15 protein-coding genes are annotated in these 12,289 nt (G+C 63.9%); 10 read left to right on the top strand and 5 right to left on the bottom strand.

From position 1 onward, the window contains the following. Nucleotides 1-5 precede the first annotated feature (5 nt). On the bottom strand, nucleotides 6-905 hold the full coding sequence (locus JEQ47_RS01940; RefSeq protein WP_198874704.1) for a LysR family transcriptional regulator: 900 nt from the start codon (nucleotides 903-905) through the stop codon (nucleotides 6-8). Nucleotides 906-1,050: 145 nt separating this feature from the next. On the opposite strand from JEQ47_RS01940, the gene JEQ47_RS01935 reads away from it, so the two are divergent. Both JEQ47_RS01935 and JEQ47_RS01930 read left to right on the top strand, forming a co-directional pair. Next, the gene (locus JEQ47_RS01935; protein ID WP_198874703.1) at nucleotides 1,051-1,473 is read left to right on the top strand and encodes a winged helix DNA-binding protein; all 423 of its coding nucleotides are present in this window, start codon (nucleotides 1,051-1,053) and stop codon (nucleotides 1,471-1,473) included. Between the two features lie 112 nt (nucleotides 1,474-1,585). Then, on the top strand, nucleotides 1,586-2,047 hold the full coding sequence (locus tag JEQ47_RS01930; protein ID WP_198874702.1) for an SH3 domain-containing protein: 462 nt from the start codon (nucleotides 1,586-1,588) through the stop codon (nucleotides 2,045-2,047). Between the two features lie 44 nt (nucleotides 2,048-2,091). Here the strand turns inward: JEQ47_RS01930 and JEQ47_RS01925 are convergent, their stop codons facing one another. The 4 genes from JEQ47_RS01925 to JEQ47_RS01910 all read right to left on the bottom strand — a co-directional run bounded on the left by JEQ47_RS01925 (nucleotide 2,092) and on the right by JEQ47_RS01910 (nucleotide 4,237). Beyond that, nucleotides 2,092-2,418 carry a hypothetical protein gene (locus JEQ47_RS01925; RefSeq protein ID WP_198874701.1) on the bottom strand — a complete coding sequence of 109 codons (327 nt, stop codon included), beginning with the start codon at nucleotides 2,416-2,418 and terminating at the stop codon, nucleotides 2,092-2,094. After that, complete coding sequence (locus tag JEQ47_RS01920) at nucleotides 2,419-2,859, bottom strand: hypothetical protein (protein ID WP_198874700.1); 441 nt, start codon at nucleotides 2,857-2,859, stop codon at nucleotides 2,419-2,421. Between the two features lie 74 nt (nucleotides 2,860-2,933). Further along, nucleotides 2,934-3,848: a DMT family transporter gene (locus JEQ47_RS01915; RefSeq protein ID WP_198874699.1), complete on the bottom strand. Its 915-nt coding sequence runs from the start codon at nucleotides 3,846-3,848 to the stop codon at nucleotides 2,934-2,936. A 68-nt stretch (nucleotides 3,849-3,916) separates the two neighbouring features. Continuing rightward, the gene (locus JEQ47_RS01910; protein WP_198874698.1) at nucleotides 3,917-4,237 is read right to left on the bottom strand and encodes a hypothetical protein; all 321 of its coding nucleotides are present in this window, start codon (nucleotides 4,235-4,237) and stop codon (nucleotides 3,917-3,919) included. Between the two features lie 176 nt (nucleotides 4,238-4,413). On the opposite strand from JEQ47_RS01910, the gene JEQ47_RS01905 reads away from it, so the two are divergent. From JEQ47_RS01905 to JEQ47_RS01870, 8 genes are all read left to right on the top strand, one after another. After that, nucleotides 4,414-5,202 (top strand): SDR family oxidoreductase, encoded by a 789-nt coding sequence (locus JEQ47_RS01905; RefSeq protein ID WP_198874697.1) that lies wholly within the window; start codon nucleotides 4,414-4,416, stop codon nucleotides 5,200-5,202. Then, nucleotides 5,199-7,085, top strand: coding sequence for an excinuclease ABC subunit UvrC (uvrC, locus tag JEQ47_RS01900; protein ID WP_198874696.1), 1,887 nt, complete (start codon nucleotides 5,199-5,201; stop codon nucleotides 7,083-7,085). The genes JEQ47_RS01905 and uvrC overlap by 4 nt, the downstream gene beginning before the upstream one ends. 178 nt (nucleotides 7,086-7,263) lie before the next feature. Next, the gene (locus JEQ47_RS01895) at nucleotides 7,264-7,617 is read left to right on the top strand and encodes a YciI family protein (RefSeq protein WP_198874695.1); all 354 of its coding nucleotides are present in this window, start codon (nucleotides 7,264-7,266) and stop codon (nucleotides 7,615-7,617) included. A gap of 57 nt (nucleotides 7,618-7,674) precedes the next feature. Continuing rightward, complete coding sequence (locus JEQ47_RS01890; RefSeq protein ID WP_198874694.1) at nucleotides 7,675-8,679, top strand: ABC transporter ATP-binding protein; 1,005 nt, start codon at nucleotides 7,675-7,677, stop codon at nucleotides 8,677-8,679. After that, the gene (locus JEQ47_RS01885; protein ID WP_236020620.1) at nucleotides 8,676-9,473 is read left to right on the top strand and encodes an ABC transporter permease; all 798 of its coding nucleotides are present in this window, start codon (nucleotides 8,676-8,678) and stop codon (nucleotides 9,471-9,473) included. The genes JEQ47_RS01890 and JEQ47_RS01885 overlap by 4 nt, the downstream gene beginning before the upstream one ends. After that, nucleotides 9,473-10,276 carry an ABC transporter permease gene (locus JEQ47_RS01880; protein WP_407931773.1) on the top strand — a complete coding sequence of 268 codons (804 nt, stop codon included), beginning with the start codon at nucleotides 9,473-9,475 and terminating at the stop codon, nucleotides 10,274-10,276. Before JEQ47_RS01885 ends, JEQ47_RS01880 begins: the two co-directional genes overlap by 1 nt. Nucleotides 10,277-10,370: 94 nt before the next feature. After that, entirely contained in the window at nucleotides 10,371-10,874 is a 504-nt protein-coding gene (locus tag JEQ47_RS01875; RefSeq protein WP_198874692.1) for a pyridoxamine 5'-phosphate oxidase family protein, read from the top strand. Between the two features lie 284 nt (nucleotides 10,875-11,158). Continuing rightward, nucleotides 11,159-12,232 (top strand): 3-deoxy-7-phosphoheptulonate synthase, encoded by a 1,074-nt coding sequence (locus JEQ47_RS01870; protein ID WP_198874691.1) that lies wholly within the window; start codon nucleotides 11,159-11,161, stop codon nucleotides 12,230-12,232. The last annotated feature ends 57 nt before the right edge of the window (nucleotides 12,233-12,289 follow it).

Here is a 12,289-nt window from a genome sequence, read left to right as displayed (position 1 = left end):
TGCCCCTAATGCACGGGATGGATGCCAAACCACTCCACCAGGTGATCGATCAGTGCCCGCACCTTACCGGCCAGGTGCCGGCGATGCGGATAAACGGCCTGCAAGGTTTGGCCAGTGGGCAGGAAGTCCACCAGAACCGGCACCAGCTCGCCCGTTTTCACGGATGGCTCCGCCAGATAGGAGGGCAATACGACGAAACCGAGACCCGCAATGGCCGCGGTGCGTGCCGCCAGCGGCGAGTTGACCCGCACCGGCCCGGTCACCGGCACGGAAATCGTCTTGCCGTCCTCGGTAAAGCGCCAGTTCGATTGCCCCTGAAGGTTCACATCGACGATGCAGGGCATGTGCCGAAGGTCCTCAGGATGCTTCGGCGTGCCGACGCGCTTGATCAGGTCCGGCGAGGCACCCATGACCACATGCATGTCCGCGATCTTGCGGGCGATCAGCGAGGAATCGGCCAGCGTCGAAATCCGCAGCGCGACATCGACGCCCTCATCGACGAGGTCGACATAGCGATCTTCGAGCCGCAGATCGAGCGTCACCTTGGGATATTGCGCGAGATAGGAAAAAATGGCCGGCGCGAGCGTGCTTTCGCCAAAATTGCGAGGTGCCGAAATCCGCAACATGCCGCGCGGCTCCGCCGTCTGGTCGGCAATGGTCGCGTCGAGGTCATCGAGCTGTTGCAAGAGGCTCGAGGCTTCCCGGTAATAGGCCTCGCCGGCTTCGGTGAGGCTCAACCGGCGCGTCGTGCGATTCATCAGCCGGACGCCCAGATAGTCCTCGAGATCCGTCACATATTTGCTGAGCAGCGCCTTGGACCGTCCATGCTGGCGGGCCGCGGCGGAAAAGCCGCCGGCATCGAAAACCTGCACAAAGGCACGGATGCGGGAAAGATCCTGTGTCATGGCGGTCCGTTCATCCCCGGAAGAGCAATGGACGCATAACTCATCTGCGCTGGGTGAACAATAACGCCGCTTGGTCGTTGAGCGATTAACGATAGGATACAAGCTCAATCGACGCCCACATGGAGTTCGGACTATTTTCGTGCCTATGTCCAGACCTTCCTCCCGCTCCGCGCTCTACCGGCTCATCGAAGCCGGCCAGCTCGCCCACAAGGCGCTGCTGGTTCCCGTGGTAGAGAAGGGCCTCGAACCCGGTGATGATGCGGTGCTGTTCGTGCTCGGCCGCTCCGGCACCACGGAAGCCGAACTGGCTGACGAACTTGGTCTTTCGCGGGACATGCTCACTGTCCGTCTCGAACGGCTGGCCGCGCGGGACTTCATTGCGCGCCAGGCCGTCGGTCCAGAGCTTGAGCCGGGCATTGCGCTGACCGAGCGGGGACTGCGCATCCGCAATGCCCTCGCCGATCATTGGGCCCAGCTCGAAGAAGCGCTGATGGGCGAACTCAAGCCCAAGAGCCGCAAGAAGTTCGGTGAGGCGCTGGGGCGCTTCGTGGAGCTGCTACGCCTCTAGTCCTTCGGGGCTGGAACAGATGGCTTAACACCCCGTTCAGCCTGGGTTCATCCAGAAAGGTGTTTCTTGTGTGCAAGGCAGCAATGCCAGCCACAGGGAAAGGAATTCGACCATGGCCCTCAGGAAAAAACTCGCAACTTCAGGCCTCGCCGCTTTGGCCGTCCTCGCCACGACCGCAGCCGCCTTCGCCGCACCCGCCACCGCGACCGGCAGCGTCAACGTACGCACCGGGCCCGGCACCGGCTATGCCGTTGTCGATACGCTGCGCCGCGGCCAGCAGGTCGAGGTGCAGCACTGCCGCGGCAGTTGGTGTTTCGTGGAAAAGCGCGGTCCTGACGGCTGGGTCTCGGCCAATTATCTCAGCATGGGCCATCATGGTGGCTGGGATGACGACTGGGACAATGATTGGCGCCCGCGTCCACCCCGTCCGCAGCCCCCGGTCTGGGACCCCTACCCGCCGCGCCCGCCGCACTGGAATCCGCGCCCGCCGCGTCCGCAGCCGATCTACCCGAGCAATCCGGGCGCCAGCATGTGCTTTAACGGCCCCAACGGCTACTTCTGCGTCGGCACCTGATCTGCAGATTGGAAAATCCGAGCGCCGCCCTTCGGGGCGGCGTTTCATTTGCCGGCGCGCGTGACGGCCTCGACCATGGCGAGGGTCTCTGGACTGGCACCGGCAAGGGCCGCCTCGACCTCGCCAGCGAACCGCTTGCCAAGCCCGGTCAGCAGCATCGCAAGGTCCCGCTGAGCCCGCCAGATGTCGTCGGCGGCGTCGCCGTCCCAGTCGGGCAGCTCATCGCGTTCCCCTGCCAGCCGATCCATCCAGCGGACGATAGCCGCCACATCGTCAGCCCCGAGAAGCCCGACAGCAGCAGCGATATCGGCTTGTGAGAGGGCGCTGCCTGGCGGCTGCCTGTCCGCCAGAACGCGCTGAAACTTCAGCATCTACTCGACCATCAGCCGGTCGATGTCGATCCCGCGCTTTTCCAGCGGCGCACGCATGCGGCGCGACAGGAATTCATTGGTCCCATAGGTCACGATGGCACCGATGGCGGCGACGATGCCAAAAGTGATCCAGCCATCTTGGCCGCCCGCTACTGCCGCGGCGATGACGCTGGCGGCGCCGCAGCCGAGCACGATCCAGCCCTTGCGCTGTTCAGCCACTTTGAGGTTGCGGGCGCCCGAATGCAGCAGGTCGCGCAACTCGCTATCGCTCATGGCGGCGAGATCCGGGCTGCGGCGCTCGCGCCGTATCGTCTCGATATAGGCGTCGACGCGCCGCATGGTCAGCGCCTCGCGCTGGCTCGACTGTTTCTTGTGCGTCAGCATGGTCCAGCCGCCTCCGAGCAGCAGCAGCACCACGGCGATTTCAATGAGCCAGATCATTGCGCGCTTCTCCCTTCAAGGACCAGAGTCCAGTGCACACATGCCCTTTGCAGGGCCTCGGTTCAAGACCTTGGCTATTCGACCGGCACGGCCTCCTCGGGGGCCTTGGGCACGCGCCTGGCCCGCTCGCGCGCCATCACCACGAGCCCCGCCCCGACAATGACTGTCGCGCCAACTAGGGAAATCGCGTCGATCCACTGCCCGAACACCAGGATCGAAAGCACGATCGCCCACGGCAGCGAGAAATAGTTGAAGGGCTGCAATACACTGGCCGGCGCCATCGTCAGGGCGACGGTCATGAGACCGTGGCCGGCGCAGGTGGTGATCATCACCACCACCACCAGGGCAAAATCCGTCCATGCCATGGGCTGCCAGAAGAAGATGCCTACGCCGCCCGATAGCACCAGGCCGACCAGCGCCGCATAGGTCATGCTTGTGGCCGCACTGTCGATGGCTGTCACCTTGCGGGTAATGACGATATAAAGCGCATAGAGCGCCGCCGAGGCCAAAGCGAACCCGGCGCCCAAGTCGAGCGGCACGCCGCCGGGCCGCATGATGATCAGCGCGCCGACAAAGCCCGCGCCCACCGCCGCAAAACGGAACACCCCGACCTTTTCGCCCAGTACCGGAATGGCGAACAGCGTCACCAGCAGCGGATAAACGATGACGATGGCCTGCAGCTCGCCCAGTGGCACCGTTTGCAGCGCCAGCGCGAAGAACCAGATATCAGCCATCAACAGCACGCCCCGCAGGATCTGCGTCTTGGGCGCCCGCGACCGCAACGCCTGGCGCAACGGCGCCTGCCGCGCCACCAGCACCAGCGCGAAGATGGCAAAGCCCCAATAGCGCATCATGGTGATCTGGAAGGGCGAATAGTCCTGCACCAGGATCTTGGCGATCGCGTCCTGGATGCCGAAAACGCCGATGGTGACGAGGGTGAGGGCAATGCCGCGCCCGATCTGGTCGGTGCGCTCGATATGGGGCGTCATGAAGGAACTCGAATCAAATACGACCCGCAACGCACCGGCCGCGAGGCACTGCGAACTTACTGCAGGGCTCAGCTCTTCGCCATGGATGACTTGATGAGACCGGCGACGACGGTCAGCAGGCCACCGCCAAGCAGGCTGGTCACGGTCTGCCCAGCCAGCGCCCCGAAGTCGAGCGACCCCGCGGTTCCCGCTGCACCGGCGGCTGCACCCACCAGTGTATCAAGACCGGGAATCATTCCCGCCAGCCAGGTGCCGCCCAGGCCGCCGATGGCGCCGACGATTGAGTTGCCTGCAGTGCCGAGATTGAGGCGCTTTGCCAGTTGACCCACGACATTGCCGCCGGCGCCGCCTGCCAGCAATTGCACCAGGATGGGTACGATCACGTCCATGCCAGTCCCCCTCTCTTTGCCGGGCCTCCCGCCCCGCCTATGAACGCTACGTCTCTTTGCAGTTCCGGCAAAGCATAAACCCCTGCTGTCATGCGGTGGCAGTACGCGAGGCTATCTTCGCTTTGCCCCCGGAGGCCGATTGAAGCTCGGCCCCGTTCCGGCCTATGGTCCCGCCGATGTCTGACACGCACGCTCCCGTTCCGAATCAAGCCGCCCCGGTTGCTCTCGTCACCGGTGCCGGCGACCGCATCGGCGCCGCCATTGCGCTGGCCCTGTCCGCTCAGGGCTATGCCGTGGTGATCCATTTCCGCTCCGACGAAACGGCTGCCGCGGCAACCAGGGACCGCATAACGAGCGCCGGTGGCCGCAGCGAAATCCTCAAAGCAGACCTAGCCGACCGCAGCCAGCGTGCCAGCGTTGTCGCCCGCGCCGCCGCTCCATTTGGTCCGCTGACCCTTCTCGTCAACAATGCGTCAACCTTCGAGCCCGACAGCGCCCGCGATGTTGACGAAAAGCTCTGGGATGCCCATTTCTCGGTACATGCCGAAGCGCCGATCTTCCTTGCTCGCGACTTTGCCGCGCAGCTACCGGCCAGCGCCGAGGGCAACATCATCAACATAGTCGATGAACGCGTGCTTACCCCCAGCCCGGCCTATTTCAGCTATTTCCTGTCCAAGTCCGTGCTCTGGACCGCCACCCAGACGCTGGCGCAGTCGCTCGCGCCGCAGATTCGCGTCAACGCCATCGGCCCCGGTCCGGTCCTGCCCAATGCCCGCCAGACCCAGGAAGAGTTTGATCGCTCGGTGGACAGCCTGCCGCTCAAGCGCAATGCCGGTCCCGAGGCGATTGCCCAGGGCGTCCTCAATATCCTCGCCATGCCCGCCTTCACCGGCCAGATGCTGGCGCTCGATGGCGGTCAGCATCTCGCCTGGCCGAGCCGTCGCGCCCCGACCCCACGATCATGACTGACCTGCCCGTTACGCCCCCGCCCCCCTCCGGTCCGGAGGTCATCCGCGCTTTCGTGCGGACCCTGCCCTCCGCCCCGGGTGTCTACCGGATGCTCGATGCCGAAGGCGGCGTCATCTATGTGGGCAAGGCTCGCTCGCTCAAGTCCCGCGTCACCAACTACACCCGGCCCGAAGGCCTGCCGGTGCGCATCCAGCGCATGATCGCGGCCACGGTCTCGATGGAGTTCGTGCGCACCGAGACTGAGTCCGAAGCGCTGCTGCTCGAAGCCAATCTCATCAAGCGCCTGAAGCCCCGCTTCAACGTGCTGCTGCGCGACGACAAGAGTTTTCCCTATATCCTCATCGCCACCGACCACGAGGCGCCCGAGCTGACCAAGCATCGCGGCTCGCGCCGTCGCAAGGGTCACTATTTCGGCCCCTTCGCCTCGGCCGTCGCCGTCAGCCGCACCATTGCCAGCCTGCAAAAGGCCTTCCTGCTGCGCAACTGCTCGGACAGTTTCTACGCGGCCCGTACCCGGCCTTGCCTGCAATACCAGATCAAGCGCTGCGCCGGCCCCTGCACCCGCGAGATTAGCCTCGAAGGCTATGCCGAACTGGTCGAGGATGCCCGCCAGTTCCTGTCCGGCAAGTCCGATGCGGTGCGCGGCCACCTCCAGGCCGATATGCACAAGGCCGCCGAAGACCTCGACTTCGAGCGTGCCGCCCTGATCCGTGACCGCCTCTCCGCCCTTGCTCTGGTGCAGTCGCAAGGCGACGCCACGGCGCGCTCGGTCGAGGAAGCCGACGTCTTTGCTATCCACCACGAAGGCGGTCAGTTCTGCGTGCAGGTTTTCTTTTTCCGCGCCTTCCAGAACTGGGGCAACCATGCCTTCCGCCCCAAGGCGGATGACAGCCTCACGGATGCCGAAGTGCTCGAAGCCTTCATTGTGCAGTTCTACGAAGATCGCACCCCACCCAAGCTGGTCCTGCTCAGTCACGACATGTCGGAACCCGAGCTGATCGAGGAAGCGCTTTCCACCCGCGCCGGCCGCAAGGTCCGCCTCGAAGTGCCCCAGCGCGGCGAAAAGCGCGACCTCGTCAACCATGCCCTCAACAATGCCCGCGAAGCGCTTGGTCGCCAGCTCGCCGAAGGCGCATCCAACCGCACCCTGCTCGAAGGTGTTGCCGACATTTTCGGGCTCGAAGAGGTGCCGCGCCGCATCGAGGTCTACGACAACTCCCACATTTCGGGCACCAACATGGTCGGCGCCATGGTGGTGGCCGGCGAGGAAGGCTTTTCCAAGAAGCACTACCGCACCTTCAACATCAAATCCGACATTTCGGCCGGTGACGACTTCGGCATGATGCGCGAAGTGCTCACCCGCCGTTTTGCCCGTCTGGCGTCGGAAAGCGAGACCGACGCCGAGGATGAACAGACCGGCATGCCCGATTGGCCCGACGTGGTCTTCATCGACGGCGGCGCCGGGCAGATGAGCGCCGTACGCGGTGTCATTGCCGGGCTGAACCTGCCCAAGGAAGTGACCTTCATCGGCATCGCCAAGGGTGAGGAACGTGATGCCGGGCGCGAAAAATTCTTCATGGAAGGCAAGGACGCCTTCATGCTGCCGCACCGCGATCCCGTCCTCTACTACGTCCAGCGCCTGCGCGACGAAGCTCACCGTTTCGCCATCGGCACCCATCGCGCCAAACGCAAGAAGGACGTGGTGAAAAACCCATTGGACGAAATCGAAGGCATCGGCCCGACGCGCAAGCGCGCCCTGCTCCACCATTTCGGCTCCGCCAAGGCTGTCGCCCGCGCCTCCCTGGCCGACCTGGAATCGGTGCCCACCATCTCGAAAGCCATGGCACAACTGGTCTACGACCATTTCAATCGGACGTGATTTCACTCCACCTGCGACCGACCACGATTGTCACCCCGGCGAAGCCGGGGCCCATCCTGAGATCTCAAGATGGATCCCAGCCTTCGCCGGGATGACAGCCGGTGTTTGGACAAAAACAAAACTGTCGAAATTCCCGCCCTCATCCGTCGCCTCGACACACCACTTAGGGAGCCCAAGAATGAAATTCCTTACCATGGTCAAGACGCTCAATCCTGAGGTCGCCAGCCAGCCGCCAGCGGCGCTCATGGCGGCCATCGTTCAACTCGGCATGGAAGCCGGCGCCAGGATGACCGAGACCGGCGGCATGGCCCTGGCCGGCACTGTCACCACCCGCAAGGGTCAGATGATCACCGACGGCCCCTTCGCCGAGGCCAAGGAAATGGTCGGCGGCTACGCCATCTACGAACTCGAGACCGACGCCGAGGTGGTGGCCTGGACCACGCGCTTTGTCGAACTGCATCGCCAGCACTGGCCTGAATGGGACGGGGAGGTCACCGTGCTCCAGCTCCAGCAGTTCAGCATGGCCGGCTGAGGCAAATCCCTTTCACCCCGGCAAGAATCGGCTAGCTTCTCGCCGGGGAGAATTCTGATGGCACCGATTATTTCCGCAGTTGGCGTGGGCAAGACCTTTCGCCAGCTCAAGCGTCAGGCCGGTTTCGGCGGCGCCCTTCGCGGTCTCGTGTCGCGTGACTACACCGAAATCCGCGCCGTCGAAGGCATCGCCTTTTCCATCGAGCCCGGTGAAGCGGTCGGCTATCTAGGTCCCAACGGCGCCGGCAAGTCGACCATGATCAAGATGATGACGGGCATCCTGACGCCCAGCGCCGGGACGCTGTCGGTGCTTGGGCGAGAACCGCATTCGAACCGAATCCTCAATGCCCGCGACATCGGCGTTGTCTTCGGCCAGCGCAGCCAGCTCTGGTGGGATCTGCCGGTGCGCGACAGTTTCGAGCTCAACCGCCACATCTACGATATTCCCGATAGCCGCTTCGCGGACAACCTCGCCTATCTTACGCAAATGCTGGATATGGGCTCCTATATCGGCCGGCCCGTCCGTCAGCTCTCGCTCGGCCAGCGCATGCGCGCCGAGATCGCCATGGCGCTGCTGCATGATCCGAAGATCCTGTTCCTCGACGAACCCACGATCGGCCTCGATGTCGTCGCCAAGGATGCGGTGCGCAGATTCCTCGCCGAAATCAACCGCGAGCGCGGCACCACCATCATCCTCACCACCCACGATCTCGTCGATATCGAGCAGATTTGTCCGCGCCTCATCATGGTCGATGACGGCAAGCTGCTGTTTGACGGAGAACTGAGGCACCTGCGCGCCACTCTTGGGTCGCGCCGCCGGCTGACGCTCGAATTCGCCACCGATCCGGGCCCGCTGACCCTCAAGACGGCGACGCTCGCTGCCGACGAAGGCGCGGCCAAGCACTATCTGCTCGAGAACGAAGCCGTCTCCCTCATCGACGTGCTCAACGAGGTCGGCCCCGCCCATGGCCTCAAGGACATCAAGCTCGAAGAGCCCGACATCGAGGAGGTGATCCGCACCTTCTACCTCAACAAGCCCAAGCTCGCCGGGTCAGCGCCATGAAACTGAGCGCCTACCCCGCCTTCACCCATTCCGCCTTCCAGTCCCGCCTCGCCTATCGCAATCAGGTCTGGGCCAATGCCTTCGGCGATCTAGTGAACGTCTTTGCCCGCATTGCCATCTGGTCCGCCGCCTATGCCGGCATGACCGTGGTCGACGGCGTCACGCTGCCGGAAATGGTGACCTATGCCGTGCTGGTGGGCACGGTGCTGCGCTGGGACCATGCCCGTCTGCTCCATGAGGTTGGCGACGCCGTCCGCACCGGCGACGTCGCCGTCTATCTTCTCAAGCCCCTGCACTACCCCTTTGCCATCCTCGCCAGCCATGTCGGCCACTACGCCTTCAGCTTTGTCACGGTGACCATTCCAGTCGTGCTGATCGTCGGTTTCACGGCCGGGCTGATGCCCCCGGCCAGTCTTTTTCACGCCGCCCTGTTTCCGGTGTTCTGGCTGCTGTCGTGGCTCGTCATGTTCTGCATCGCGACGCTATGCGGCCTGCTTGCCTTCTGGCTGCTCACCGCCTTCTCGCTGGAATGGTTCCTGATGGGCATCATGCTGCTGTTCTCAGGCGCTGTCGTGCCCATGTGGTTCCTGCCCCCGGCGCTGGCCACTCTCTTCAGCTATCTGCCCTTTGCCTGGGTCCACTACTATCCGGCGGCGGTCTATCTCGGTAAGCTGGACCCCACTTCGACCTGGCTGCATCTGGGCATGGGTCTCGGCTGGCTTGCTCTTCTCGCTGCGGCTGTCGCATGGCTCTGGTCGCGCGCCCGCCACCGCATCATCGTGCAGGGAGGCTGATCATGCAGCGCCCCCTCGTCGTCATCCCGCATCTGGTCCGCATGTATGTGCGCACCCGCTTCGAATACCCCGGCGCCACCATGCTCGGATGGCTGTCCCAGATCGTCGCCTATGGCGGGATATACACAGCCATCGCCCTGATCGTCACCCGCTTCGGCAATCTGGGCGGCTGGATATGGCCAGAAATGGCCCTGTTGCTGTCCTTTCATCTCCTCGCCTATTCGCTCGGAGCATCGTTCAGCTTCACGCAGTTTCGCGACATCGAGGAAAAAGTCCGCCTCGGCACCTTCGATGCCGTGCTGGTCAAGCCTATCGGCGCCTGGACCTATCTGGTCTTCTCCGGCATCAATATCGGCTATGCCGGCCACGTTCTGCTCGCCCTCGGCCTCATGGCATGGTCGCTGCCCCAGGTCGGGGCCGACTGGACGCCGCTCACCGTGCTGTTCTTCCTCGCCACCCTGGTCAGTTCGGCGGCCATGGTCTGCGCCACCATGACCATGATCGGCGCCACGGCCCTGGTCTGGGTCAAGTCGAGCCACCTCTATTCGATATTCTTCGGCTTCTGGGAGCTGGCCCGCTATCCCCTGCAGATTTTCCCCTTCCCGCTGCAGATCCTCATGCTGACCTTCGTCCCACTCGGCTTCCTCGCCTATGTTCCCGTCGCGGTGGCCTTGGGCAAGCCCGTGGCCCTGCTCGGCTCCGCCGCACCCTTGGCCGCCCTCGCCATCGGCCCGCTCTGGGTGCTCATCGCCATGGCCCACTGGCATTACTGCCTGCGCAACTATCAGGGTGCAGGCGGCTGACGCCTTTTCCGAGAAGTGATCGACACCAGGCCGCGGCGCAGCAACTCTCCGAGCCGCCATCCGTTCGGTTGTCAGTCCATTCGGAGAAAAGCCCATGACCGAACAGAACAACAATATCCTCTCCACGGAGGAAGCCATCGACCGCATCTGGGATCTGGCCAAAAAGATCGACATCTGCATGCTGACCACCTGGGACGGCGAGCAGCAGCGCAGCCGGCCGATGTCGGCCCGCGTCCGGCGCGAGGAGCATGCCATCTACTTCCTCACCGATCTCGAAGGCCACAAGCTTACGGAAATCGACAACTATCCGCATGTGTCGCTCGCCTGGGCAGACAATGGCGGTCATAAATATGTGGTCATCGCAGGCGAAGCCGAAGTGTCCAACGACCGCGCCAAGATTGCAGACCTCTGGAGCGATTTCGACAAGGCCTGGTGGGACGACGCCAACGATCCGCAGATCCGGCTACTCCGCGTCGTGCCCGAGGACGGTGAAGTCTGGGACAGCCCCAACATGATCGTCACCGGCGCCAAGATGCTTGTCGCCGCAGTTACCGGCGCCAAGACCGACATGGGCGACACCGGCAAGGCCCGGCTCTAGCAACAGGCACGACTCTGCCCCCGGGCTTGACCCGGGGGCAACCGAGGTCGCGTGCCGAGCCCTACCAAAGTCGGGACTCGACAGTCCCGATTTCCTCGGCTAGCTTCCCAGCCATGATCAACGCCGCCACCTTTTATTGGTATTTTAGCTATCCGCTCCCGGCGGAGGCTATTGCGCGCGTGTGATCTGACCCCAAAAGACACCACCAAATCGCAAGCCAGCCGCCCGACTTCCGAGGCGGCTTTTTTGTTGGCCCCTCGCACTACAACTCCGAGGACCACCAAGTGCTTAAATCGACCGACGACCTTCGCATCACCGAAATTCAGCCGCTGCCGACGCCCATCGAAGTGATGCGCACTCATCCGCGCACCGATGCGGCGACCCGTGCCGTCATCGCCTCCCGGCATGACTTCCACAATATTCTGGTCGGTCAGGATGACCGTCTCGCCGTCATCGTCGGCCCCTGCTCCATCCACGATCCCGCAGCCGCCATGGACTATGCCCGCCGCCTCGTCGCCTTGCGCAAAGAGCTGCGCGGCGAGCTCGAGATCATCATGCGCGTCTACTTCGAAAAGCCGCGCACGACGGTCGGCTGGAAGGGGCTCATCAACGATCCCGATCTGGACGGCAGCTTCAACATCACGCAGGGCCTGCACACCGCGCGCACCCTCCTGCTGGACATCGCCAATCTCGGCCTGCCCGCCGCCTGCGAATTCCTCGACATGACCACCCCGCAATACCTGGCAGACCTCGTCGCCTGGGCTGCCATCGGCGCCCGCACCACCGAGAGCCAGATCCACCGCGAGCTGGCCTCGGGCCTTTCCTGCCCGGTCGGCTTCAAGAACGGGACCGACGGCAATGTAAAGATCGCTCTGGACGCCGTCCTGTCAGCGTCCCAGCCGCACCACTTCATGGCCGTTACCAAGGATGGACGCTCCGGGATTGCCGCCACGTCAGGCAACGACGATTGCCACATCATCCTGCGAGGCGGAAAAACCGCGAACTTTGACGCCGCCTCGGTCGATGCCGCCGCCAAGGCCGCGCTCAAGGCCGGCCTCAATCCGGCAATCATGATCGACGCCAGCCACGCCAATTCGTCCAAGAACCCTGAGAACCAGCCGCTGGTCCTGGCCGACATCGGCAGCCAGCTCGCGGCCGGCGACAAACGCATCATCGGCGTCATGGTCGAATCCAACCTCGTCGCCGGTCGCCAGGACCTGGTCGAGGGCAAGGAACTCACCTATGGCCAGTCGATCACCGATGGCTGCATCGACTGGGACACGACGGTTGCGGCACTGCGCGATCTGGCCACATCGGTCAAGCAGCGCCGCGCGGTGAACAATCAGGCCGTGGCGTAGCACCCCCCCACCCAACCTCCCCTGAACAGGGGGAGGCCAGGTGGGGGTACCTCTGCG

The sequence above is a fragment of the Devosia sediminis genome (assembly GCF_016411825.1).
Lineage (GTDB): Bacteria > Pseudomonadota > Alphaproteobacteria > Rhizobiales > Devosiaceae > Devosia > Devosia sediminis.
The sequence above is the reverse complement of the archived record's forward strand: the minus strand, read 5'-3'. Positions and strand labels throughout refer to the sequence as shown.

What these genes read in the sequence shown, in the direction of transcription:
- JEQ47_RS01940 (WP_198874704.1), bottom strand. Translation starts at nt 905, where the DNA reads ATGACACAGGATCTTTCCCGCATCCGTGCCTTTGTGCAGGTTTTCGAT.
- JEQ47_RS01935 (WP_198874703.1), top strand. Translation starts at nt 1,051, where the DNA reads ATGTCCAGACCTTCCTCCCGCTCCGCGCTCTACCGGCTCATCGAAGCC.
- JEQ47_RS01930 (WP_198874702.1), top strand. Translation starts at nt 1,586, where the DNA reads ATGGCCCTCAGGAAAAAACTCGCAACTTCAGGCCTCGCCGCTTTGGCC.
- JEQ47_RS01925 (WP_198874701.1), bottom strand. Translation starts at nt 2,418, where the DNA reads ATGCTGAAGTTTCAGCGCGTTCTGGCGGACAGGCAGCCGCCAGGCAGC.
- JEQ47_RS01920 (WP_198874700.1), bottom strand. Translation starts at nt 2,859, where the DNA reads ATGATCTGGCTCATTGAAATCGCCGTGGTGCTGCTGCTGCTCGGAGGC.
- JEQ47_RS01915 (WP_198874699.1), bottom strand. Translation starts at nt 3,848, where the DNA reads ATGACGCCCCATATCGAGCGCACCGACCAGATCGGGCGCGGCATTGCC.
- JEQ47_RS01910 (WP_198874698.1), bottom strand. Translation starts at nt 4,237, where the DNA reads ATGGACGTGATCGTACCCATCCTGGTGCAATTGCTGGCAGGCGGCGCC.
- JEQ47_RS01905 (WP_198874697.1), top strand. Translation starts at nt 4,414, where the DNA reads ATGTCTGACACGCACGCTCCCGTTCCGAATCAAGCCGCCCCGGTTGCT.
- uvrC (WP_198874696.1), top strand. Translation starts at nt 5,199, where the DNA reads ATGACTGACCTGCCCGTTACGCCCCCGCCCCCCTCCGGTCCGGAGGTC.
- JEQ47_RS01895 (WP_198874695.1), top strand. Translation starts at nt 7,264, where the DNA reads ATGAAATTCCTTACCATGGTCAAGACGCTCAATCCTGAGGTCGCCAGC.
- JEQ47_RS01890 (WP_198874694.1), top strand. Translation starts at nt 7,675, where the DNA reads ATGGCACCGATTATTTCCGCAGTTGGCGTGGGCAAGACCTTTCGCCAG.
- JEQ47_RS01885 (WP_236020620.1), top strand. Translation starts at nt 8,676, where the DNA reads ATGAAACTGAGCGCCTACCCCGCCTTCACCCATTCCGCCTTCCAGTCC.
- JEQ47_RS01875 (WP_198874692.1), top strand. Translation starts at nt 10,371, where the DNA reads ATGACCGAACAGAACAACAATATCCTCTCCACGGAGGAAGCCATCGAC.